Origin of the sequence: Brevibacterium sp. HMSC063G07 (genome assembly GCF_001810665.1) — a bacterium.
Taxonomy (GTDB): domain Bacteria; phylum Actinomycetota; class Actinomycetes; order Actinomycetales; family Brevibacteriaceae; genus Brevibacterium.
In genome coordinates this window covers 354,354-377,143 of the sequence record NZ_KV802360.1, presented here as the reverse complement: position 1 = coordinate 377,143, position 22,790 = coordinate 354,354, and the positions used below count along the sequence as shown (strand labels likewise).

The 22,790-nt window shown below is 63.5% G+C and carries 19 protein-coding genes; 13 read left to right on the top strand and 6 right to left on the bottom strand.

All coding sequences use genetic code 11. The features are described from left to right. The first annotated feature begins 78 nt into the window (after positions 1-78). From HMPREF2757_RS08220 to HMPREF2757_RS08210, 3 genes are read left to right on the top strand one after another with little or no spacing between them, the layout of a single operon-like run. Positions 79-1,179, top strand: a complete 1,101-nt coding sequence (locus HMPREF2757_RS08220; protein ID WP_070575151.1) for an ABC transporter permease — start codon at positions 79-81, stop codon at positions 1,177-1,179. Next, positions 1,179-2,207, top strand: coding sequence for an ABC transporter permease (locus HMPREF2757_RS08215; RefSeq protein WP_083304187.1), 1,029 nt, complete (start codon positions 1,179-1,181; stop codon positions 2,205-2,207). Before HMPREF2757_RS08220 ends, HMPREF2757_RS08215 begins: the two co-directional genes overlap by 1 nt. Then, complete coding sequence (locus HMPREF2757_RS08210) at positions 2,200-3,945, top strand: dipeptide ABC transporter ATP-binding protein (protein WP_070575149.1); 1,746 nt, start codon at positions 2,200-2,202, stop codon at positions 3,943-3,945. The genes HMPREF2757_RS08215 and HMPREF2757_RS08210 overlap by 8 nt, the downstream gene beginning before the upstream one ends. Positions 3,946-4,071: 126 nt before the next feature. On the opposite strand, the gene HMPREF2757_RS08205 is transcribed toward HMPREF2757_RS08210, so the two are convergent. After that, the gene (locus tag HMPREF2757_RS08205) at positions 4,072-4,488 is read right to left on the bottom strand and encodes an acyl-CoA thioesterase (protein WP_070575146.1); all 417 of its coding nucleotides are present in this window, start codon (positions 4,486-4,488) and stop codon (positions 4,072-4,074) included. 101 nt (positions 4,489-4,589) lie between these two features. Here HMPREF2757_RS08205 and HMPREF2757_RS08200 point away from each other — a divergent pair, with 101 nt between their 5' ends. From HMPREF2757_RS08200 to HMPREF2757_RS08160, 9 genes are all read left to right on the top strand, one after another. Continuing rightward, positions 4,590-5,855: an FAD-dependent oxidoreductase gene (locus HMPREF2757_RS08200; protein ID WP_070575144.1), complete on the top strand. Its 1,266-nt coding sequence runs from the start codon at positions 4,590-4,592 to the stop codon at positions 5,853-5,855. 79 nt (positions 5,856-5,934) lie between these two features. Beyond that, complete coding sequence (locus HMPREF2757_RS08195; RefSeq protein WP_070575141.1) at positions 5,935-6,783, top strand: ABC transporter permease; 849 nt, start codon at positions 5,935-5,937, stop codon at positions 6,781-6,783. Continuing rightward, on the top strand, positions 6,767-7,534 hold the full coding sequence (locus HMPREF2757_RS08190; RefSeq protein WP_070575139.1) for an ABC transporter ATP-binding protein: 768 nt from the start codon (positions 6,767-6,769) through the stop codon (positions 7,532-7,534). Before HMPREF2757_RS08195 ends, HMPREF2757_RS08190 begins: the two co-directional genes overlap by 17 nt. A 5-nt stretch (positions 7,535-7,539) precedes the next feature. After that, entirely contained in the window at positions 7,540-8,646 is a 1,107-nt protein-coding gene (locus tag HMPREF2757_RS08185) for a glycosyltransferase family 2 protein (protein ID WP_070575376.1), read from the top strand. Further along, positions 8,646-9,509 carry a hypothetical protein gene (locus tag HMPREF2757_RS08180; protein WP_070575135.1) on the top strand — a complete coding sequence of 288 codons (864 nt, stop codon included), beginning with the start codon at positions 8,646-8,648 and terminating at the stop codon, positions 9,507-9,509. Before HMPREF2757_RS08185 ends, HMPREF2757_RS08180 begins: the two co-directional genes overlap by 1 nt. A gap of 38 nt (positions 9,510-9,547) precedes the next feature. Further along, on the top strand, positions 9,548-10,009 hold the full coding sequence (locus HMPREF2757_RS08175; RefSeq protein WP_083304184.1) for a DUF3151 domain-containing protein: 462 nt from the start codon (positions 9,548-9,550) through the stop codon (positions 10,007-10,009). 149 nt (positions 10,010-10,158) lie between these two features. Beyond that, positions 10,159-11,445: an adenylosuccinate synthase gene (locus tag HMPREF2757_RS08170; protein WP_070575132.1), complete on the top strand. Its 1,287-nt coding sequence runs from the start codon at positions 10,159-10,161 to the stop codon at positions 11,443-11,445. 48 nt (positions 11,446-11,493) lie between these two features. After that, positions 11,494-13,653 (top strand): S9 family peptidase, encoded by a 2,160-nt coding sequence (locus HMPREF2757_RS08165; RefSeq protein WP_070575370.1) that lies wholly within the window; start codon positions 11,494-11,496, stop codon positions 13,651-13,653. After that, a complete protein-coding gene (locus HMPREF2757_RS08160; protein ID WP_070575130.1) occupies positions 13,650-14,015 on the top strand; it encodes an SdpI family protein in 366 nt (121 codons plus the stop codon). The genes HMPREF2757_RS08165 and HMPREF2757_RS08160 overlap by 4 nt, the downstream gene beginning before the upstream one ends. Positions 14,016-14,146: 131 nt before the next feature. Here HMPREF2757_RS08160 and HMPREF2757_RS08155 read toward each other — a convergent pair whose 3' ends face one another. The 5 genes from HMPREF2757_RS08155 to HMPREF2757_RS08135 all read right to left on the bottom strand — a co-directional run bounded on the left by HMPREF2757_RS08155 (position 14,147) and on the right by HMPREF2757_RS08135 (position 21,746). Further along, positions 14,147-15,349 carry a cobalamin-independent methionine synthase II family protein gene (locus HMPREF2757_RS08155; RefSeq protein WP_070575127.1) on the bottom strand — a complete coding sequence of 401 codons (1,203 nt, stop codon included), beginning with the start codon at positions 15,347-15,349 and terminating at the stop codon, positions 14,147-14,149. 167 nt (positions 15,350-15,516) lie between these two features. Further along, entirely contained in the window at positions 15,517-16,890 is a 1,374-nt protein-coding gene (locus tag HMPREF2757_RS08150) for an NAD-dependent succinate-semialdehyde dehydrogenase (RefSeq protein WP_070575124.1), read from the bottom strand. Continuing rightward, complete coding sequence (locus HMPREF2757_RS08145; RefSeq protein ID WP_070575121.1) at positions 16,891-18,270, bottom strand: NAD-dependent succinate-semialdehyde dehydrogenase; 1,380 nt, start codon at positions 18,268-18,270, stop codon at positions 16,891-16,893. A gap of 172 nt (positions 18,271-18,442) precedes the next feature. Beyond that, positions 18,443-20,764 (bottom strand): phosphoribosylformylglycinamidine synthase subunit PurL, encoded by a 2,322-nt coding sequence (gene purL / locus HMPREF2757_RS08140; RefSeq protein WP_070575118.1) that lies wholly within the window; start codon positions 20,762-20,764, stop codon positions 18,443-18,445. Positions 20,765-20,921: 157 nt separating this feature from the next. Further along, a complete protein-coding gene (locus HMPREF2757_RS08135; RefSeq protein WP_070575115.1) occupies positions 20,922-21,746 on the bottom strand; it encodes an acyl-CoA thioesterase domain-containing protein in 825 nt (274 codons plus the stop codon). Positions 21,747-21,887: 141 nt separating this feature from the next. Between HMPREF2757_RS08135 and HMPREF2757_RS08130 the strand changes: the two genes are divergently transcribed. Beyond that, positions 21,888-22,778, top strand: coding sequence for an oxygen-dependent tRNA uridine(34) hydroxylase TrhO (locus HMPREF2757_RS08130; RefSeq protein ID WP_070575366.1), 891 nt, complete (start codon positions 21,888-21,890; stop codon positions 22,776-22,778). Positions 22,779-22,790 lie beyond the last annotated feature (12 nt).

Genomic DNA, 22,790 nt, shown 5'->3' with positions numbered 1-22,790 from the left:
GTTCGTCGGCCGCCCGCGTGTGCAAGCGGCGGCCGACGAATTTCGGTCGGCACATCCCCTCTACGTACGGAAGCTCTTATGACAGCCAGTGTCGAAATTCCGGATCTCGCATCCGGTCCGGCCGGACCGGAGAAGAAGAAAACGGCGAAGAGTCGCGGCTCCGGTTTGGGCCGCTATCTGCTGATCCGGTTCCTCCTCATCATTCCGACGGTGTGGATTCTCACCACGCTCGTCTTCTTCCTCATGCGGATCACCGGTGACCCCATCACCGCCAGCCTCGGCGGTCGGCTGACAAAAGAGCAGCTGGCCCAGCGCGTTTCCGAAGCCGGCTACGACCGCCCGCTGCTCATCCAGTACTTCGAGTACATGGGCAATCTGCTGCGCGGTGACTTCGGCACCACGGTGTCGGACAACCGCCCCGTCACGCAGGTTCTCGCGCAGTACGGCACCGCCACCCTGGAGCTTGTGCTGTTTTCGCTGGTTGTCGCATTTCTCGTGGGCATTCCGCTGGGCATGATTGCCGCGAAATACCGTGACCGCACACCCGATGCGGTGCTTCGGATCTTCGGCATCCTGGCCTACGCCACCCCGGTGTTCTTCATCGGTCTGCTGCTGAAGCTGGTCTTCGGTGTCCTGTGGCCGGTTCTGCCGGTGTCCGGTCGCGCATCCGGCAGCACGGAGGTGCTGCTGGACGGGGTTGTCGCCCCCACCCGCCTGTACCTGATCGACGCGCTGCGGATCGGCGACTTCGCTGCTGTCAGCGATGTTCTGTCCCACGCCGTTCTTCCGGCGATCGCGCTGGGCCTGATCACCGGGGGCACATTCCTGCGTCTGGTGCGCACGAACCTGATCGGCACCCTGGGTGCGCAGTACATTGAGTCCGGCCGCTCCCGAGGTGTCAGCGAGTTCCGCCTGACTACTCGCCACGCTTTCCGCCCGGCTCTCATTCCGATCATCACCGTCATGGGCATGCAGATCGCCCTCATGCTGGCCGGCGCTGTGCTGACCGAAACGACCTTCGAATGGAAGGGCCTGGGCTTCCAGCTGTTCCAGTACCTGCAGGCGCGTGACTTCGTTGCCGTGCAGGGCATCGTGGTCATGCTGGCGGTCATCGTCGCGGTCACCAACTTCATTGTCGACATCATCGTCGCCTTCATCGACCCCCGAGTGAGGTACTGATGAGCACCCTCAACACTCCCGAAACCCCACCGGCAGCATCCACGGCCGCTGATAAGGACTCCTCCGGCAGCTACGCGCAGAAGCCCTGGTGGAAGAAGCTGCCCGTCATCAGCCACGTCCTCCAGTCCTCTGGACTGCAGAGGGGAATGCTGGTGACAGGTCTCATCATCTGCGGCGTCGTGCTCATCTGCGCTGTTTTCGCTCCGCTCATCGCCCCGTACGGCTATGCCGACCTCGGTGATGAAAACGGGCGCTTCGTTCCGCAGCAGGCACCTTCGGCGGAGCACATCTGGGGAACGACCGTCACCGGTTTCGACGTCTTCTCACGCGTCATCTGGGGTGCTCGCACAGCGGTGTTCGTCATCGTCGTAGCAGTCCTCGCCTCGGTGTTCCTCGGTGTGATCCTCGGTCTGCTGTCCGGGTACATCGGCGGATGGCTCGACCGTGTGCTCGTGGTCGTGGCCGATGCGATCTACGCGTTCCCGTCGCTGCTGCTGGCAATCGTCATGACAATCGTCATCTCCGGCGGACAGTCGACCGTCATCGGCGGTGTCCTCGCGGCGGGCATTTCGATCACGGTGGTGTTCGTCCCGCAGTACTTCCGCGTGGTCCGCTCTGAAACAGTGCGGCTGAAGGCCGAACCGTTCGTCGAGTCAGCGCAGGTTCTGGGTGATTCCAACCTGCGGATCATCGCCCGCCACATCTACCCGAATGCCACCCGCAATATTCCGCTGATCTTCACCCTCAACAGCTCCGAGGCGATCCTCACACTCGCCGCGCTGGGCTTCCTGGGCTTCGGCATCGAGCCGACCTCTGCCGCCGAATGGGGCTACGACCTCAACAAGTCGCTCTCAGATGTCACATCGGGCATCTGGTGGACTGCTCTGTTCCCCGGCCTTGCGATCGTGTTCACGGTCATCGGCATCACGCTGGTCGGCGAATCCATGAACGACCTCAACGACCCGCGCCTGCGTCTGCGCAAGAAATCCCGCCGCGGCCGGAAATCAAAGGAGAGCAAGAATGTCTGAACATCTGCTGTCGATTGAGGACCTCAGCGTCACCTTCACCACCGACGCCGGTGATGTCAACGCCGTCAAGGGTGTGAGCCTCACCGTCGACCCCGGCGAAGTGCTTGCCGTGGTCGGCGAATCCGGCTCCGGCAAAACCGTCACCGCCAAGACCATCCTGCGGCTGCTTCCGGAAACTGCCGTGGCAGAAGGCGCGGTTGTCGTCTCCGGTGAAAACGTCCTGACAATGGCTCCCTCCCAGCTGACCGGCATGCGGGGCCGCAAAGCAGCGATGGTGTTCCAGGAACCGTCCACCGCGCTCAACCCCGTTTTCCCCGTCGGCTGGCAGATCACGGAAGGCCTGCGCGCGCACGACCCCAAGGCGAACAGAAAAGACCTTCGGGCGCGCGCCGTCGAAGCCATGGAGAAGGTCGGCATCCCGCAGGCCGAGGAGCGCTTCGACTACTACCCACACCAGTTCTCGGGCGGACAGAAGCAGCGCATAGTCATCGCCATGGCCCTGGCCCTCGGCGCGGACTTGGTCATTGCCGACGAACCGACAACCGCACTGGATGTCACAGTCCAGTCGGAAATCCTCGACCTCATGCGGTCGCTGAAAGACGAATTCTCCACCGGGATCGTGCTCATCACCCACAACATGGGAGTCGTCGCCGACCTTGCAGACCGGGTTGCCGTCATGTACCGCGGTGAGCTCGTCGAAGTTGCCGAGGTCCGCTCACTGTTCGCAGACCCTCAGCACCCGTACACCAAGTCCCTGCTGGCTGCGGTGCCCAAAATCCGCACGCTTAGGGGTGGCCCGGCCTCCGGGCGCGCTCAGGTGCAGAAAACCCAGGTGGGGCAAGCTCAGGCGCAGGAAGATGCCGAGCCTGCAGGCGCCTCGGCAGGGGAGAATACCGCTGATCCCTTTGCCGACGCTGAGACCATCGTCAAGGCTCGCGGTCTGGAGATCACCTACCGCGGCGGCTTCGGCAAACCGGACTTCAAGGCCATCACGGGCGTGGACTTCGACATCCGCGAAGGCGAGGTCTACGGCCTGGTGGGCGAATCCGGTTCCGGCAAAACCACCATCGGCCGTGCCATCGCCGGTCTGACCCGTGCCAGCGGAGGTTCCCTGCGGGTTTTCGATCAGGAAATGGTCGGCTTCAAGGAAAAGGAATTCAAGCCGCTGAGGCAGAAGATCGGCTTCGTGTTCCAGGACCCCGCCGCATCCTTCAATCCGCACCTGTCAATCGGGGACTGCATTGCCGAACCCTTCCGGGTACACCGGCAGGGCATGAGCGAACGCGACCGTCGCAGCGAAGTCATCCGCCTGCTCGACGCCGTCCAGCTTCCGGCCCACTACGCCGACCGCTATCCGCACGAACTGTCCGGCGGACAGCGTCAGCGCTGCTCGCTGGCCCGCGGCTTGGCCCTGCAGCCCGAACTGGTGGTAGCCGACGAACCCACGTCCGCCCTCGACGTATCAGTCCAGGCCCGTGTGCTTGAGCTGTTCACCCAGCTGCAGGATGAATTCGGCTTCGCCGCACTGTTCATCAGCCACGACCTCGCTGTAGTCGACATGCTGTCGGACCGCCTGGGAGTGCTCTTCCACGGAGAGCTGCTCGAAGAGGGCACCGGCGAACAGGTGCTCGGCGCACCACAGCACACGTACACGCAGCGGCTCATCGCATCGCTGCCCGTACCAGACCCCGTGGAACAGGAAACCCGGCGCAAGCTGGCACGTTCCCTGCGGGGCTGAGAACACCGACCCCAGCCGAGAACTCAACGAGGTGCCGCTCACCCGGGGAAGGTGAGCGGCACCTCGTTCTTTGGTCTGGGGACAGTACCCGGCGGCCGGATTATGCGGCGCAGCAGGGTGTAGACGTCACATGAAGGTGCGCAGGCGCTCTTTGGCCGTCTCGGGCAGCGGAGCTGAACGGCGGGTGGAGGTGTTCGTCATGACCATGACGGAGGTCGCCTTGGCGCGGACTTCGCCTTCGTTGATGAGCAGCTGCTCTAGGGCGATTGACGAATTGCCGATCTTCGTCAGGCGCGTGCGGATTTCGACTTCGCCGGGCCACAGCACTTCAGCCAGGTAGTCGATCGTGATGGTCGCAAGCACAAAGGCGTCGTCGGCACCGAAGACATCCTCCATGGACTGGATGATCTCCACGCGGCCGCACTCAAAGTAGGTCGCGTAGACGGCGTTGTTGACATGACCCTGCCTGTCGGTGTCGCCGTAGCGGATCTTTTCAATTGCACTCAGCGGGAAATCGCTGGGTTTGGGCTGTTCGTTGGGCATACGGTCAGTCTGCCATGCGGGGTGGGCGCGCGGTGTCCGGGCCTGGCAGAGGTCAAGCGCACTGCGCGGCCGTGGTCTGCTGCCGTGAGTACAGTGGTGGCGTGAAGAAGTCGGACATTGTGATTATCGGCGGCGGTGCTGCCGGCAGCCAGATCGCCCAGGTCTTGTCGCGTGCTGGAAAGACCGCCGTGATTGTTGACCCACGGGACGAACCTGTTGAACTGCCGCCCCTGACCGACGGGCTTTTTGGTGACGAGCTCACCGTCACTCCGCTGCCCGTTCCTCCGGGCACAGCACGCATCACGGCAGAAGCCGTGCGCGTCGAACAGGGTGCCGTGCACCTGGCTGATGGCCGGGTGCTGGAGGCCGAATCGATTGTCATTGCCACCGGACTGAGTCCGCGCCGCTCGCCGATTCCAGGCGGATACACCGTGGGCTCCCTTCCCGAGGCGCAAGCACTCCGTGCTGCTGTGCTTGGCACCGAGTCCGCCAACCTGAACCCAGAAGCCAGCGTCGAAGGCGGTGCTCCAAAGTCCACTGGGTCCCTCCCGCGGCTGGGTGTTCTGGGCTCGGGCTTCTTGGCCCTTGAGATCGCGCGGTCGGCAGCCGATCGGGGCGTGGAGGTGTCGCTGCACTTGCGCGGCGACCTTCCCCTGCCTGGAACCAGCCCGGAACTGGGCCGGGCTGTGCTTGCGCTCAATGAGGCTGCGGGCGTGCGCTGTGTTCCCCACGACCCGAACCCGGATGTCGCATCTGCCGATGTGTGGGCTGCCGCGGTCGGTTCCCGCCCGGTGCTCCCGGAGTGTTCGTGGCCGCTGACGTTCTCCGGTCGCCTGGCCGTGGGCGCTGACCTGCAGGTGGTGCCCGGCGTGTGGGCCGTGGGCGACTGCGCCGAACCAGTCGAGGGCCCGAACGCAGGTTTGGGCGACGGCGGTGCGGAGCCGACAGCGCTTTCCCAAGGGCTGTGGCTGGGCCGGGTACTTGCCGGTGAGGATGTCGATGCCAGGTGGCAAGAGGTGCCCTCCCGCTGGAGCTTCCAGGGCACCACCCGGGTGTTCACGGCAGGGGCCTCATACAGTGCGTGCGACCCCAACCCGGTTGCGCTGGGCGATATTCGCGCAGGTCGCGGACAGCTGCTGTTCTTCAGCGGTCCCGAAGAAGACAGCGTCGTGCTGCGGGTGGAGACAATCGGCCTGCCTCCGGCGCACAATGCCGCAAAGCGCCTGCTCGGGCCGGTCCTTGCAGAAGGACTCGACGCGATCGCAGAAGGCCATCAGATGCCGGGTGCGGTGACGAGGAAAGAAGCCGCAGCACCGGACTTCGACATGCGCAGACGCGTGCGCCAGCCTGCGGGGCGAATCGCCTAAAAGCCACATGAGCAAAGTTCATCTGGCCACTCGGTAGAATCTTTGTGTTCATCAACGTCAAAGGAAGAGTCGCGCGTTCATGTCTATGAGTGATTTCGCCGCTGAGCACTCACTCGAGCGGGTGGGCGCCAGGGCGCCGTTCCTCGCCTACCTGCGCGAAGTCTGGCGGCGGCGCGACTTCACAGTGACTCTGGCCCGCTATCGCATGCGCAGCGCCAATGAGCGCAATCGCCTGGGTCAGCTGTGGGTGCTTCTGCGCCCGTCGTTCTCCGCCCTCATCTACGGCCTGGTGTTCGGCTTCATCCTCGCAGGCAGCCGACCGCCGAACTTCGCCCCCTATGTCATCATCGGCGTGTTCATGCTCGAGTTCTACAACTCGTCGATGAACGGCGGAGCGAAGTCGATCATTTCGAACACGGCTCTCGTGCAGTCCCTGCCGTTCCCGCGCATGGTGCTGCCCCTGGCAAAGGTGCTCGAAGAGTTCTTCAACTTCATTCCGACCCTGCTGCTGATGGCAGTGCTCGTGATAATCGGCGGCGATCTGCCGAACCTCCAGTGGCTGCTCATGATCCCGCTGGTGGCTCTGTTTGCGATCCTCAACACCGGGGTGGCGCTCATCTTCGCCCGCCTGACGGTCCACTTTCGCGACTTGAGCCAGTTCACGCCGTTCATTTCGCGCATGATCTTCTACACCTCGGGTGTTTTCTTCAACCCTCTTGCACTTGTTGAAGACAAGCCGGTGCTCAAGGCCATCTTCGACTGGCACCCCCTGTTCGAGGTGCTGTCACTGGGCCGCGGCATCCTCATGGACGCCTATGAAATCCACTGGAACTACTGGTGGCACCTGGCGGTGTGGGCGTTTGGCCTGCTGATCATCGGCACGATCTTCTTCTGGCGAGCAGAGGAGCGCTATGGTCGAGAAAGCTGATATGGAATCCAAGCCCCGCGAAGGCGAACCGGTCGTCGTCGTCGACGACCTTCACATCACGTTCAAAACACTGGCCACGGGCAAGCGGATGACTCCCGGGCAGGCCGGTGGGCTGTTCCAGCGCAAGCGCAGCTATAAGGAAGTCCAAGCTCTCAAAGGCGTGTCCTTTGCGGCCAACGCTAATGAATCAATCGGTGTGATCGGCACGAACGGATCCGGCAAGTCGACGCTCATGCGCGCACTCACCGGTCTCATCCCGCCCACCGAGGGGGCCGTCTACGCGAGGTCCCGACCGAACCTCCTGGGTGTCGGCGCAGCACTCATCCGCGACCTCTCCGGAGGCCAGAACATCATCCTCGGCGGCCTCGCTATGGGCATGAAGCGCGAAGAGATCGAAGAGAAGTACGACGAAATCGTCGAGTTCACCGGTCTGCAGGAGTTCATTGACATGCCGATGCGCACGTACTCCTCGGGTATGACCGCGCGGCTGAAGTTCGCGATTGCCACGGCAAAGGACTACGAAATCCTCATCGTCGACGAAGCGCTCGCGGTCGGTGACCGCCAGTTCCAGGAGAAGTCGGAAGCCCGCATCCGCGGCATCCGGGAATCGGCCGGTACAGTTTTCCTCGTCTCGCACTCAATGCGGTCGATCCGCGACACGTGCAACAGGACGATTTGGATTGAAAAGGGCGTCCTCATGGCCGACGGCGATACTGATGACGTTGTCAAAGAATACGAAGCACACAGGTGAGCTGCGTGAGCATTGACCTATCCCAGCTGTGGGAACTCGATGAGCGTCCGGGCGTGTCTTTCATCATGCCGGTGCTCAACGAAGAGAAGCGGATTGAACGCGCCGTGCAGACGGTGCTGGACCAGGAGTACCTGGGGCCGAAGGAAATCGTCATCGGCTTGGGGCCGTCGACCGACAGGACGACTGAAATCGCTGAGCGCATGGCCCGCGAAGACGCGCGCGTCACGGTGGTCCACAACCCCGCGGGCGACACCCCTACAAGCCTCAACCTGGCAATTGCCGAAACTCGCTACCCGGTGATCATCCGGGTGGATGCGCACTCCGAACTGCCGCGAAACTACGCGGCACTCGGAGTTGACACGCTGCGCGAAACCGGTGCTGCCAATGTCGGCGGGCTCATGCGCGCGGTGGGGGACACCCCGTTCCAAAAAGCCGTTGCCCGCGCCTACATGTCGCCCATCGGTCTGGGCGGCCCGGCCTATCACTCCGGCGCGCAGGCCGGCCCCAGCGAATCCGCCTACCTGGGCATCTTCCGGCGTGAAGTCTTTGAGCTGCTGGGCGGTTTTGACCCCACCCTGCGCCGCGGCCAGGACTGGGAACTCAACCTGCGCATTCGCGCTGCCGGCGGGCTGGTGTGGTTCAACCCCGAACTCACCGTGACCTACTGGCCGCGCGCTGATATCCGCAGCGTTGCCCAGCAGTTCTATGCGACGGGCAAGTGGCGGGCCGAAATCGTGCGCCGCCACAGAACCCGCAACAGCCTGCGCTATTTCGCCCCACCCGTGCTGGTCGGCGGTCTTGCCGCCGCCGCGGTGGGCACAGCGCTGCAGGCTGCGGGCGCTGCCCGCCGCCTGCCGACACCGGTGCGCTGGGGAATCGGCGCAGCACAGATGGGAGCTGCCACCTATGCCGCCGCTGTTTCGGCGCTGGCCGTTTCAGCCCCCGACGCCGACCGCCGGGAAAAAGCAGCCTTTGTCGCGGCTGTGCCGACAATGCACATTGCGTGGGGAACCGGCTTCCTCAAAGGCATCGTCACGGGAGCCGACCACGGGGATGCCGACCGCTCCAGAACAGACACAGGCGGCACCCGGGCAGAAGAACAGGACCGCTGATGGGCAAAAAGTTCGAGTTCGGCAAAAAGCCGGGACAGGGTTTCAACGCGCCGCTCATTGCCGGAGCGCTCGTGCTTGTGGGCATTCTGGTGGCCGTGGCGGTCTTCGTCTTCTCGCCCAAGGACCGGCTGACGGTCGACGGCCTCAACACGCCCGCGGTGGCGGCACTCGGCGGCGGTTCGGATTCTCTGCCGGCCAATTCCCGCGAAGCTCTGGAAGAGAACGCCAAGTTCGGATACCTCCCTGCGATCGATCTGGCGAAGACCGCTGACGGCGACCTCGTGCTGGCCAACGCCGACACCGCACAGGCCGACCTCAACCTGTCTCGCCCTCTGGACAAGACCGCGACAGCGAACTTCCTGTCGGCAAAGATCCCGCCGGCCAAGAGCAAAGACGACAGTGAAGAGCAGACGCGCCCAGGCACCCCGATCACATTTGACGACGCCATGAAGCGCTATGGCAAGTACCTGGTGTTCGCGCCTGGCGTCGAATCGCAGGAAGTGCTCACCGACGTCCTGGACATCACCGAAAAGCGCTCAAACCCGGATGCGCTCATTGTGCGTTCGACATCGCTGGAAGTCCTCAGTGCGGCAGAGGAAGCCGGAGCCGCCGGCATGTACACAGGTGAGGTCACATCGACCACCGCCGGTGAACTGCGGGAGGCCGGGATTTCAATGGTCGCGCTCGAAGCAGCCGAGGGCCGTTTGGACACGGACGCCTACGACAGCGCGGGAATTCGCGTGTGGGCTTCCGGCGTTGAATCACAAGACCGGCTCAAAGAGCTTGAAAAGGACGGCGTCTTCGGCGCTCTGACCACTGATCCCTTTGCCGTCCAGCCGCCCGCTGTCAAAAGCAACGAGTGAAGCGCATCCTGCGTTTCGCACCCCGCTGAAGGAGAGACATGAGTCAGCCGCTCGGCAAACCCGCACACATCGGCAACCTCGACGCATCGCAGCTGGGCCCACAGCCCACCTACCTGCCCGATGACCACCCGGATGTCGAAGCGCGCCGTCGCCTGGATGCAGGCGAAGAGCCCATTGACGTCGCCCACGACCTTCCGGCCTCCTGCCTGGCCTGGGCTGAGCTGGCCGACGAAGCCTTCTCCGAGGGCCGCCTGGTGGACTCCTACGCCTATGCCCGCGTGGGCTACCACCGCGGTCTCGACGCGCTGCGCCAGGCCGGGTGGCGCGGTGTTGGGCCGATCCCGTACTCCCACGAGGTCAACCGCGGCTTCCTGCGGGCCCTGTACAACCTGGGGCGCGCTGCCGCCGGCATCGGCGAAGCCGAAGAAGCCCACCGGATCGAGAAGTTCCTCCGCGACTCTGATCCGGAGGCCATAGACCGCATCGGCTCCGGCAGCTGACGAGGCGCCGGGCGGCTCACGCGCAGGCTGCGTCACCGCAGTGCCCCGCATCACATTCGGCCGCATCGGCTAAACTGGTGCCGCAACGGCGGTCATCCGCCTTTTTGTATGCGCTGTCAGCGCGTGAAGAAGTCAACGTGAGGTGACGAATGCCTGCAATCGTGGTCGTCGGTGCCCAGTGGGGCGACGAAGGCAAGGGCAAGACAACAGACATCCTGGGAACCCAGGTCGACTATGTCGTCAAGCCCAACGGCGGCAACAACGCCGGGCACACGGTGGTTGTCGGCGGCGAAAAGTACGAACTCAAGCTGCTGCCGGCTGGCATTCTGTCGCCGAATGTTGTGCCCGTGATCGGCAACGGCGTCGTTGTGAACCTCGAAGCGCTCTTCTCCGAAATCGACGGTCTGGAAGCCCGAGGTGCTGACACGTCGAAGCTTAAGATCTCGGCCAACGCCCACCTTGTCGCCCCGTTCCACCAGACGCTGGACAAGGTCACCGAACGGTTCCTGGGCAAGCGCGCGATCGGCACCACCGGTCGGGGCATCGGCCCCACCTACATGGATAAGACGGCACGCTTGGGCATCCGTGTGCAGGACCTGTTCGACGAATCGATTCTCAGGCAGAAGATCGAAGGCTCGCTGCGCCAGAAGAATGAACTTCTGGTCAAGGTGTACAACCGCCGCGATGTGACGGTTGACGAAATCATGGAGTACTTCGCGCAGTACCGCGACCGCATTGCGCCCATGGTCACTGAAACCGAACTGCTGCTGAACAAGGCTCTCGATGACGGCAAGGTCGTCGTCATGGAGGGCGGTCAGGCGACCATGCTCGATGTTGACCACGGAACCTACCCGTTCGTCACGTCCTCGAACCCCACCGCAGGCGGTGCCTGTGTTGGATCCGGTATTGGACCCACCCGCATCAACCGCGTGGTCGGCATTGTGAAGGCCTACACCACCCGCGTGGGCGCAGGTCCGTTCCCTACGGAGCTGTTTGACGACATGGGCGAATACCTGCAGAAGCAGGGTGGGGAATTCGGCGTGAACACCGGCAGGCCGCGTCGCTGCGGCTGGTTTGACTCGGTCATCGCCCGCTATGCAAGCCGCGTCAACGGCTTCACCGACTACGTGCTGACCAAACTCGACGTGCTCGATGATCTGGACGAGATCCCGGTGTGCGTGGCCTATGAGGTCGACGGTGAGCGCTTTGACGAAATGCCGATGTCGCAGTCGGACTTCCACCACGCCAAGCCGATCTATGAAACGTTCCCCGGCTGGAAGGAAGACATCTCCGGCTGCCGGACTTTTGAGGATCTGCCGAAGAACGCGCAGGACTACGTGCTGGCTCTCGAACGGATGTCCGGCTGCCGGATTTCGGTCATCGGTGTCGGTCCCGACCGCGAACAGTCGATCGTCCGCCACGACCTTCTGGACTGATCCGCCGGACCGTTCTTCTGGCGGATGGAAGACGGCTACCCTTGTGCCATGCACCAAACCCCGCAGATACCCGAACCCGCGCAGAAGGTTCCCCACGAGCGGACCTTCCACGGCGATACGTTCGTCGACAACTACGAATGGATGCGCGAAAAGGACAGTCCGCAGGTCCGTGACTACCTGGACCGCGAAAACGCGTACACGGATGCCCGTACGGCGCATCTGAGTGATCTGCGCGAGCAGATTTTCGAAGAGATTCGCTCTCGCACAAAGGAAACCGACCTGTCGGTTCCGGCTCGCCGCGGCGGCTATTGGTACTTCACCCGCACCTCTGAGGGCAAGAACTACCCGGCGTACTGCCGTGTTCCGGTCAGTGATGTTGGGGCCGGTGAACCCGGCGCGGCAGGCGGCGGCGAGGCCTGGACTCCGCCGGAGATCGAACCCGGAGTGGCGCTGGCCGGTGAAGAGCAGCTCATCGACTTCAATGTCGAAGCAGGTGACAGCAGTTTCTTCGCCGTCGGCTCCCTCGACGTTTCCCCCGATGGCAGGCTGCTCGTCTACGCCGTTGACAGGGTCGGCGATGAGCGCTTCACTCTGCGCATCCGCAATCTGGAAACCGGTGAAGACCTGCCCGACGAAATCCCCGGCATCTTCTACGGCGCGTGCTTCGACGGCACCGGCACCCACGTCTACTACACGACCGTTGACGATTCCTGGCGCCCCGACACCGTGTGGCGGCACACCCTGGGAGACTCAACTGACGCCGACGTAGTTGTGTTCCGAGAAGACGACGAAAGGTTCTTCGTCGGCGCTGAGCTTAGCCGCACCGGTGACTTCCTGTTCATCTCAACCGAAGCGAAGACCACCTCGGGCACCTGGTTCATTCCGACCTCAGACCCGACAGCCGAACCGCAGCCGGTGTGGCCGCGAGAACAGGACGTGGACTATTCGGTCGAACACGCTGTTATCGACGGTGAGGACCGCTTCCTCATCGTCCACAACCGCGACAGGGCCGATTTCGACATCGCCGATGTTCCGGCAGCTGATCCGACAGCACAGCCGTCCCAAGTGCTGCGTGATGTGGGCGGCATGCGCATTGAGGAAGTCCAGGCGTTCAGCGGTCTTATTGCCGTGGGCTACCGGCGCGCGGGCTTCGCCCGGGTCGGCCTCATCGACCTGAGCGCACCGGCCGAAGACGGTGTTCGGCCCATGACGGAAGTTGATTCGGGTGAAGACGCGGGCTACCGCTTCATAGCAGCGGACAACCACTCCTTCGATCAGCCGCACGTGCGGGTCACCATGGGTTCGCTCGTGCGCCCCCACACGGTTGCCGACTGCACTCCGGACAGCAAGCAGATTCGCAAGGTGACAGAGGTTCCCGGTGTTGACCTCGGCGCATATTCGCAGACCCTGGAATGGGCGACGGCTGCCGACGGCACACAGATTCCGGTGAGTCTCGTATGGCGCACCGACGCGATTGACCGCAGCAGCCCGGCACCGCTGAACCTGTACGGCTACGGCAGCTATGAGGCTTCCATGGACCCGGCGTTCTCAGCGGTCCGCCTGAGCCTGCTGGATCGCGGCGTCGTATTTGCAATCGCCCACATTCGCGGCGGCGGTGAAATGGGACGCCACTGGTACGAGCAGGGCCGCATGGAGTTCAAGAAGAACACCTTCACCGACTTCATTGACGTGGCCGACCACCTGATCAGCACCGGCTGGACATCGCCGGAGCGCATGGTTGCCCGCGGCGGTTCTGCCGGGGGACTGCTCATGGGTGCGGTGGCGAACATGGCCCCGGATCGCTTCGCCGGGATCATCGCGGATGTTCCCTTCGTCGATTCGCTCACTTCGATGCTCATGCCGGAACTGCCGCTGACCGTCATCGAATGGGAAGAATGGGGCGACCCGCTGCACTCGAAGGAGTTCTACGAGTACATGCGCAGCTACGCGCCGTACGAGAACGTCACACAGCAGCAGTATCCGCCGATTCTCGCGATCACCTCACTCAACGACACCCGGGTTCTGTACGTCGAACCGGTTAAGTGGACTGCCCGTCTGCGCGAAGTCGGCGCGGACGTCATCCTCAAAACCGATATGACCTCCGGTCACGGCGGGGCCTCCGGACGCTATGACGCGTGGCGCGAAGCAGCGTTCTGGACCGCCTGGATGCTCGACCGCCTGGGCCTGGCTGAAAGCGGTGAACAATGAGCCCGGGGCTGATCACAGCGGCGGTTTTCACACTGCTGGGCATCGGCCTGGCCGCGGTTCTGTGGGTGCCGACACGTGCGGCGGCCGCCGGCCGCCTGGGCCCCAATGACCGCTGGGGCATTCGCATGGGCGCCACCCGCCGGTCACCAGAAGTGTGGCAGCGCGCCCACCGGGCTGCGTTCATCTACATTGCCGCAGCCCCCTGGATCGCCGGGATTGCGCTGCTGGGCACGATTGTCCTGGCCGTGTGGGTCAGCGAAGGCGGGGCAATCATGATGTCTCTGCTGGGCCTGTGCGGGCAGATCTTCATCGGCATCTTCGGCACGGTCTTCGCCGTCATCGCCTCCCGCGACAAACGGTAGGCCGCCGGTTCGAAGAACCGGTGCCCGCGGGTGAGGGGCGGTTAGGGAAAAGGCAAGCGGCGCCTCGTCAGATGAATGACGAGGCGCCGCTTGGCTGCGTGCCGATGTTTGGTGAGCGCAGCTGATTTGGGTCAGCTGCCCAGGCGCTTGGAGGCGATTTCAGCGCCCTGTGCGAGGCTTTCGAGTTTCGCCCAGGCGATCTCGGGGTGGATGCGCCCACCCAGACCGCAGTCGGTGGATGCGACGACGTTCTCCGGGCCTACCAGGCGGGCAAAGCGCTCAATGCGGTCTGCGACCAGCTGCGGGTGTTCCACGATGTTCGTCGAGTGCGACACGATGCCGGGAATGATGTACTTGCCGTCGGGCAGTTTAGTGTCTTCCCAGATGCGCCATTCGTGTTCGTGGCGGACGTTCGCAGCCTCGAAGGTAATGCCTGCGGCGTTGATGCTCAGCACGTCGTCGACGATTTCCTCAAACGGAAGGTCGGTCACGTGGGGGCCGTGCCAGGAGCCCCAACAGGTGTGGAAGCGCACCTGCTGCGGGTCGATGCCGCGCAGAGCGTGGTTGAGCGCTTCGATGCGCGGGCGCGTGAACTCGCGGTACTCTTCGAAGCTGGGTGCGGGGTTGATCTGGTCCCAGTTCTCAGCGATGGAAGGGTCGTCGATCTGGATGATGAAACCGGCTTCGGCAATCGCCAGGTACTCTTCGCGGAAGACATCGGCCATGGCCCAGATGAACTCTTCGTCGCTGTCGTAGTAGCCGTTCTGGATGCGTGCTGCGGAACTCGGGCCCAGTGAGTTGATGTAGGCGGTCGACGGGTCGATTCCGGCTGCCTCGCAGGCCTGTTTGAGGTTCTGGATGTCACGCTGGATGAGCTCCTGGCCGACGTAGCGCACCGGCTCTACGGCCACTGGGAACTGCTGCTGCTGGCCGGTGTCAGCGCCAGAAGCTTCCGCGTCGCCGTACACGCCGGGGAACAGGTGGCGGTCACGGCGGTCGGGGAAGCTGGTCAGCACGACCTTGCCCGGTTCGGAACGCACCGGGGGAGCGTTGTGGAAGTGCACTTCCTGCAGCTCCAAGCCCGAAGTGCGTTCAAAGGAGTAGTGCCACCAGGCGCCGTAGTCCCTTTCGGCGGCCATTGCGTGGCCGTATTCGCCGTCGTTGACTTCGGTGATGCCGATGTCGTTTTGGCGCTTGACGATGTCAACCACGGAATCGGTCAGCAGCTGGCCGAATTCTTCCTTGTCGATGGAGTCGTCAAAGCGTGCGGCGTTGGCGGCAATGAGCTTGTCGGTGCGCGGCAGCGAGCCGGCGTGGGAAACGCGAATGGTCATGGTGCTCCTTCCTTGAAGAAATTTTTTTCATCATATGAACGGGCGAACATGCGTGCTGGGGCGTTGACGCATTTTGGAACATTCGCGTAACACAAGCGGCGCCCCGCCAGAAAATGACGAGGCGCCGCTTGGCTGGATTGGCTGTGCTCAGCTGAGCACGGCTTGTGTCAGTCAGCCACGTAGTACAGGCGCTTGTTGACGAATTCGTCCATGCCGACCGGTCCGAGTTCACGGCCGTAGCCGGAGCGCTTCACACCGCCGAACGGCAGGTGTTCTCCACCGGCCTTGGGGATGTTGACCGAAGCCATGCCGACTTCCAGCCGGTCAGAGACCTTCTGGGCGCGTTCGACGTCTTCGCTGAATACTGTGCCGCCCAGGCCGAACTGGGTGTTGTTGGCAAGTTCCAGGGCCTCTTCGTCAGATGAAACCGGGTAGGCCACGAGCACCGGACCGAAGAACTCTTCGTAGTAGATGTCCGAACCCACCGGGATGTCGGTGATGACAGTGGGCGACACATAGGCGCCCTCGTCGGAGATCTGCCCGCCGGTGCGGATGGTGGCGCCTGCGTCTTTGGCCCGGAGAATCTGGTCGTAGAGGTTCTCCGCTGCCGCACGCGAAGACAGCGGCATGTAGACGCTCGGGTCTTCGCTCGTGTAGTCGCCGGGGGTGGCCTCAGATGCCAGGCGGACCAGTTCGTCGACGAACTCTTCGTACATGTCGTCCATGACGATGATCCGCTTGTTGGAGTTGCACGCCTGGCCGGTGTTGAACAGGCGAGTCTTGTAGGCAAGCTGAGCCGAGGCCTTGACGTCGGAGGAGTCCAGCACGATGTACGGGTCAGAACCGCCGAGTTCGAGCACGGCCTTCTTCAGGGCCTTGCCCGCCTGCGCCGAAATTGCGGCACCGGCGCGTTCGGAGCCGGTCAGCGATACACCGGCGATGCGGTCGTCGGCAATGACCTTCGAAATCTGGTCGTGCTTGGCGTAGATGTTCTGGAATACGCCTTCGGGCACGCCTGCTTCCAGCATGATCTCTTCCATCACACCGGCAGACTTTGCGCAGATTTCGGCGTGCTTGAGCACAATCGCGTTGCCGAGCATGAGGTTAGGCGCTGCGAAGCGGGCCACCTGGTAGTACGGGAAGTTCCACGGCATGATGCCCAGAATGGTGCCGACCGGCCGGTGCTGCATAACAGCCTTGCCGCCGGGTGCATCCAGTGGGACATCCTTGGTGAATTCTGCAGCGTTGTCGGCGTAGTAGCGGTAGATGCGGCTGCAGAACTGGGCTTCGCCAACGGCCTCCGAACGGCGCTTGCCCATTTCGACGCCGATGATGTCGGCGAGTTCTTCGGCGCGCTCATCGTAGAGGTCGGCAACCCGGCTGACGATCTTCGACCGTTCGCTCATGTCGAGCTCAGCCCATGCGCGCTGGGCTTTTTCTGCTTTGGCGAGAACCGCTTCGAGTTCGTCGTCGGTGATGGCGGGGAACGTTTCGACGGTCGCGCCCGTAGCGGGGTTGACGACCTTGTAGTCCATGCTCATTCAGTCCTCCTTGGTGTAGAACAGGCGCTTGTTGACGAATTCGTCCATGCCCACGGGGCCGAGCTCACGTCCGTAGCCGGAGTTCTTCACACCGCCGAAGGGCAGAGCGGCCGAATCGGTGTCGTAGGAGTTGACCTTGGCCATGCCCACGTGCAGGCGGCTGCCCAGCGCTTCGGCCCGCGCGGTGTCGGTGCTGAACACGGTGCCGCCGAGCCCGAAGCGAGAATCATTGGCAAGTTCCAGGGCCTCTTCGTCAGAGCTGACGCGGTACACAACGAGCACCGGGCCGAACAGCTCTTCGTAGTAGACATCTGAGCCCACCGGAACGTCCGTTACGACGGCGGGGCTGAAGTGGGCGCCGGGGCCGTCGGCGAGTTCGCCGCCGGTGCGGATGGTGGCTCCGGCCTCCTTCAGCTGCTCCATCTGCTTTGCGAGGTTTTCGGCCGCGCGGCGCGAGGACAGCGGTTGGTAGACCGTGGGATCGTCGCTCGTGTAGTCGCCGGGCTTCATGTCTGCGGCCAGGCGGACCAGTTCGTCGACGAATTCTTCGTAGACGTCGTCCATGACGATCAGGCGCTTATTGGAGTCACACGCCTGGCCCGTGTTGTACATACGGGTGGCGAAGGCGTCCTGCGCTGCCTTCTTGACGTCCTCGGTGTCGAGGATGACGTACGGGTCGGAACCGCCGAGTTCGAGCACGGCCTTCTTCAGAGCCTTGCCCGCCTGCTCCGACACAATGGCGCCGGCGCGTTCCGAACCGGTCAGCGATACACCGGCAATGCGGCTATCGGCAATGACTTCGGCAATCTGGTCGTGAGATGCCCGGACGTTGGTGTACACGCCCTCGGGCAGACCGGCCTCGCGGAAGATGTCTTCGATGACCTGCGCGGATTCGGGGCAGATCTCGGCGTGCTTGAGCACAATGCCGTTGCCCAGCACCAGGTTCGGTGCAGCGAAGCGGGCCACCTGGTAGTACGGGAAGTTCCACGGCATAATGCCCAGCAGAACCCCAATGGGCCGACTCTGCAGCACAGCGGTGCCGCCGGGGGTGTCGAGCTTCTTGTCCGCTGAGAACTCTGCGCCGTTGTCCGCGTAGTAGTTGAGGATTTCAGCGGAGAACTGGGCTTCTTCTGCGCCTTCTGAGTGGCGCTTGCCCATTTCCTTTCCGATGATGTGGCCGAGTTCGTCAGCGCGTTCGTCGAACAGCTGGGCGGCTTTCTTCACAATGGCTGCGCGTTCTTCTATGGGACGCGCAGCCCACTGCCTTTGGGCTTCGACCGCTGTGTCGAGCGCCTGGCTCAGCTGGGCGTCGGAGATGGTGTCGTATTCGGCTGTGACCTGGCCGTCGGCCGGGTTTGTCACCGCGTAGTTCGAGCTCATGGACCCTCCTTAGTCGTCTGAGTTCTCTCATGGTCAACACTATCGGCACCCTCGGACATTCCATCCGGCCTCCCCGCCGAACCCCAGCCGCGCCCACCGCCCTTCCCGGCGCACAGACAACGAGGTGCCGCTCACCTGTCAGGTGAGCGGCACCTCGTAAGTTGGCTTACGGTCAGCCGAAGTGCTTCAGCATGGTGCCCTTGGAGGTTTCCAGGAGCTCCTGCAGGCCGATGGTGAACTGGTCGACCACTTCGAGGCTCGCCCGGTTGTCTTCTCCAGCATCAGTCATGCCGATGCGCACGTGCGGGAAGTTCCGGGCGGTGCACATATCGGTGAAGCGCACTTCTTCCGAACGCGGCACGGCGACGATTGCACGCGCTGCGGTTTCGGAGAACAGCGCGGTGAACAGGTCCACGCCGTCGCGCTTGATGACTTCGTCCAGCCAGATGCGCGCACCCATGCCGAAGCGCATGACCGCTTCGGCCACGGCGATCGCCAGGCCGCCCTCGGAGAGGTCGTGCGCGGTGTCGATCATGCCGTCACGGCTGGCGTTGATGAGGATTTCGCCGAGTTCGCGTTCAGCTTCGGGCTTGAACTTAGGCGGCAGACCGCCCAGGTGGCCGTGCGCGACATCCGCCCACGCCGAACCGCCGAAGTCCTCTTCTGTTTCGCCCAGCAGGTAGATGGCGTGGCCAGCACCCGTGAAGCCCGACGGGGTGGCGCGGGTGACATCGTCGAAAACGCCCATGACTCCGACAACCGGGGTGGGCAGAATCGCGGTGTCGCCGGTCTGGTTGTACAGCGACACATTGCCGCCGGTGACGGGAACGCCGAGAGCCTGGCAGCCCTGGGCGAGACCTTCGATTGCGGTGGCCAGCTGCCACATGATTGCGGGGTCTTCCGGCGAACCGAAGTTGAGGCAGTCGGTCACCGCCATTGGCCGCGCACCGGTGGTGGCGACGTTGCGGTAGGCCTCGGCCAGTGCCAGCTGGGCGCCGGTTGCCGGGTCCAGGTAGGTGTAGCGGCCGTTGGCGTCGGTCGCCAGTGCAATGCCCAGGCCCGTTTCCTCGTCGACGCGGATAACACCGGCGTCGTCGGGGAAGGCCAGAGCGGTGTTGCCCTGCACGTAGCGGTCGTACTGGTTGGTGACCCATTCCTTCGAGCACAGGTTGGGTGAGGCCACGAGGTCCAGCAGGGTCTGGCGCAGTTCATCGCCGCCTTCGGGGCGGGCCAGTCCTGCGGCGTCGACCGTGTTGGCCTGCGTTTCAGCCTGCCAGGACGGTTCGCTGTAGGGGCGTTCGTAGACCGGGCCGTCGTGGGCGACGGAGCGCGGGGGAACGTCGACAATGACATCGCCGTGCCATTCGATGACCAGGCGGCCGGTGTCGGTGACTTCGCCGAGAACCGAAGTTTCGACTTCCCACTTGCCCACGATCTCCATGAACTCGTCGAGCTTTTCAGGCCGCACAACTGCCATCATGCGCTCCTGAGATTCCGACATGAGGATCTCTTCGGGGGTCAGCGTGGGGTCGCGCAGCAGGACGTCGTCCAGTGCGATGTGCATGCCGCCGTCGCCGTTGGAGGCCAGTTCCGAGGTCGCGCAGGAAATACCGGCCGCGCCGAGGTCCTGGATGCCCTCCACGGTGTCGGCTGCAAACAGCTCCAAGCAGCACTCGATGAGCACCTTTTCGCTGAACGGGTCGCCCACCTGCACGGCGGGGCGCTTGGATTCAGAGCCCTCTTCGAAGCTTTCGGAAGACAGGATGGAGGCACCGCCGATGCCGTCGCCGCCGGTGCGCGCACCGAACAGAACAACCTTGTTGCCTGCACCGGAGGCATTCGCCAGGTGGATGTCATCGTGCTTCATGATTCCGACGGCCAGCGCGTTGACCAGCGGATTGCCCTGGTAGGCGGGGTCGAAGACGGTTTCGCCGCCGATGTTCGGCAGGCCGAGCGAATTGGCGTAGCCGCCGATGCCGGCCACGGCTCCGTGGCACACGCGGGCGGTGTCCGGGTGGTCGATCGCGCCGAAGCGCAGCTGGTCCATGACGGCAACCGGGCGCGCACCCATGGAGATGATGTCGCGGACAATGCCGCCGACACCCGTGGCGGCACCCTGGTAGGGCTCGACCATGGTCGGCGAATTGTGGGATTCGACTTTGAACGTGACAGCCCAGTCCTGCCCGATGTCGACAACACCGGCGTTTTCGCCGATCGGCACGAGCATGTGCTTCTTCATGTCTTCGGTGAGGTATTCGCCGAACTTGCGCAGGTGCACCTTGGAGGACTTATAGGAGCAGTGCTCGGACCACATGACGGAGTACATGGCCAGCTCTGCCGAGGTGGGACGGCGCCCGAGGACTTCGCGGATCGCGTCGTACTCGTTTTCCTTCAGACCGAGTGACGCCCAGTCCTGTTCGACATCCGGGTTGGCGGCCGCGTATTCGACGGTCTCCTTGACCTTTTTGTCGGCGGAGGGGTTCGTGGATGACATGCCTGTCGACGTCCTCTCGTTGGTGCGCTGCTTGCGCGGATCCGGGTGCGCGGGATGACGGGGATTGACGTGGTCATCCTACCGCGCGGGTGCCTTCGTGGGGCATGTGGCCGAGGGGGCTGAACCGGGTTGCTGTCCGAAGATGACGAGGTGCCGCTCAGCTGATCGGCCGGACTGTCAGGGACTGTGTGACGACGGCAAACGGGCCGTAGGCGTCATGCCACACAGTGTGGGTTAAGCCGATGCCGCTGGGTCCGAAGCTGACGCTGACATCCCCGGCCTGCCAGGGCAGACCGACAGGGTCTTGGGGGACCGGCTGCGGCGTGATTCCCGGTACGGGGGCGTGGGGTTTGCGAATGTACGTGACGGTCAGCTCGACATTGGGATATGCGACCTTCCGCGGATCTTCGCGGACTGACATTCCGTTGGCGGTATCGAACAGGGCAGCAGACTTGGCGAACTGCGAGGTGGGCTCATCGGCGAGATCGGCCGTGGAAGCCAGCCAGAAGTGCGCACGCCCCGGCTCGAACTGGTGCCGGTAAGCCCGCAGAGTGGCAATGTAGTCACCCGGCCACACGCTCGAACCGGAAAAGCACTCCATGTCCGCAAGCGGGGTGAGCTCCGGAAAAGGCGAGGCGGCAAGAGGAGCGGTCTCCGCCTCGAGAGTCAGCCAGGCACGAGCCCGCACAATGACCCGCCCGTCATAGGTGAGCAGCACCTCGACCAGTTCGATGGTCCGGCCCGGCCGCAGCACCTCGACGCTGTAGTCAAAGGCTGCAATCGGCACCACGCCGTAGATGTCGAAGCTGATCCGCGAAATCTGCAGGTGCTCCTGCCCGCGAGCCTGCGCGTCAGATTCGATGATGTGGGTGATGAGCCCCAGAGCAGGGGAAATGTGCTGCTCTTTCGGGTTCCACGCTCCCGAGGTGTGCTGTGTGGCCGTGAAGCTGTGCGCGCCGCCTCGCTTGAAGAAAACGTCCATACGCGCATTGTGGCACAGGTCTCATACGGCTCTCATGCGACGAAACAGCTGACGGGAACCGGTGCGTCCAGCCTCTGGAGAGCGGGGCCGCGGGCAGTGACCGGCGCTTCGGCAGTTGGGGTGCTCAATACAATTGAGACTATGTCGGTGCAGAAAATCGTCCTCTTCTACGTATTCACCCCTCTTGCTGACCCGGAAGCCGTGCGCCTGTGGCAGCACGCGCTCGCCGAAGGGTGCGGGCTGAAAGGCCGCGTCATCATCTCCAAAGACGGGATCAACGCAACGCTCGGCGGGGACATCGACGACGTCAAAAAGTACGTGCGCATCACCAAGAGCTACGAACCGTTCAAAAAGGCCGACATCAAATGGTCAACCGGCCACGGTGACGACTTCCCGCGCCTGTCGGTCAAAGTCCGGCCCGAGCTTGTCACCTTCACTGCGCCGGATGAAATCAAGGTCGATGCCGACGGTGTGATCGGCGGGGGAGAGCACCTCAAACCGGGTGCCCTGCACAAGCTCATGGACGAACGCGGTGACGACGTCGTGTTCTTTGACGGACGCAACGCAATGGAAGCCGAAATCGGGCGCTTCCGCGGTGCGATCGTGCCGGATGTCGAGACCACGCGGGACTTCATTGACGAAATCGAATCCGGCAAATATGACGAATATAAGGACCGCCCGGTGGTGACCTACTGCACCGGCGGCATCCGCTGCGAAGTGCTGTCGGTGCTCATGAAGAACCGCGGCTTCAACGAGGTCTACCAGCTGGACGGCGGGATTGTCCGCTACGGCGAAACCTACGGCAATTCAGGCCTGTGGGACGGTTCGCTGTACGTGTTCGACAAGCGCATGCACATGGAGTTCGGCTCCGGTGCGGAGTCTCTGGGCTCGTGCTTGGAGTGCGGCAAACGCACCCCGGAATTCGTCAACTGCGCCAATGAAAGCTGCCGCCAGCAGTTCCTGCGCTGCGAAGCGTGCACCCGCGCGGGCCTGCACCCCACGTGCGGCAGCTGCGTGTCAGTCGGCATGTGAGGGCGGGGCGGC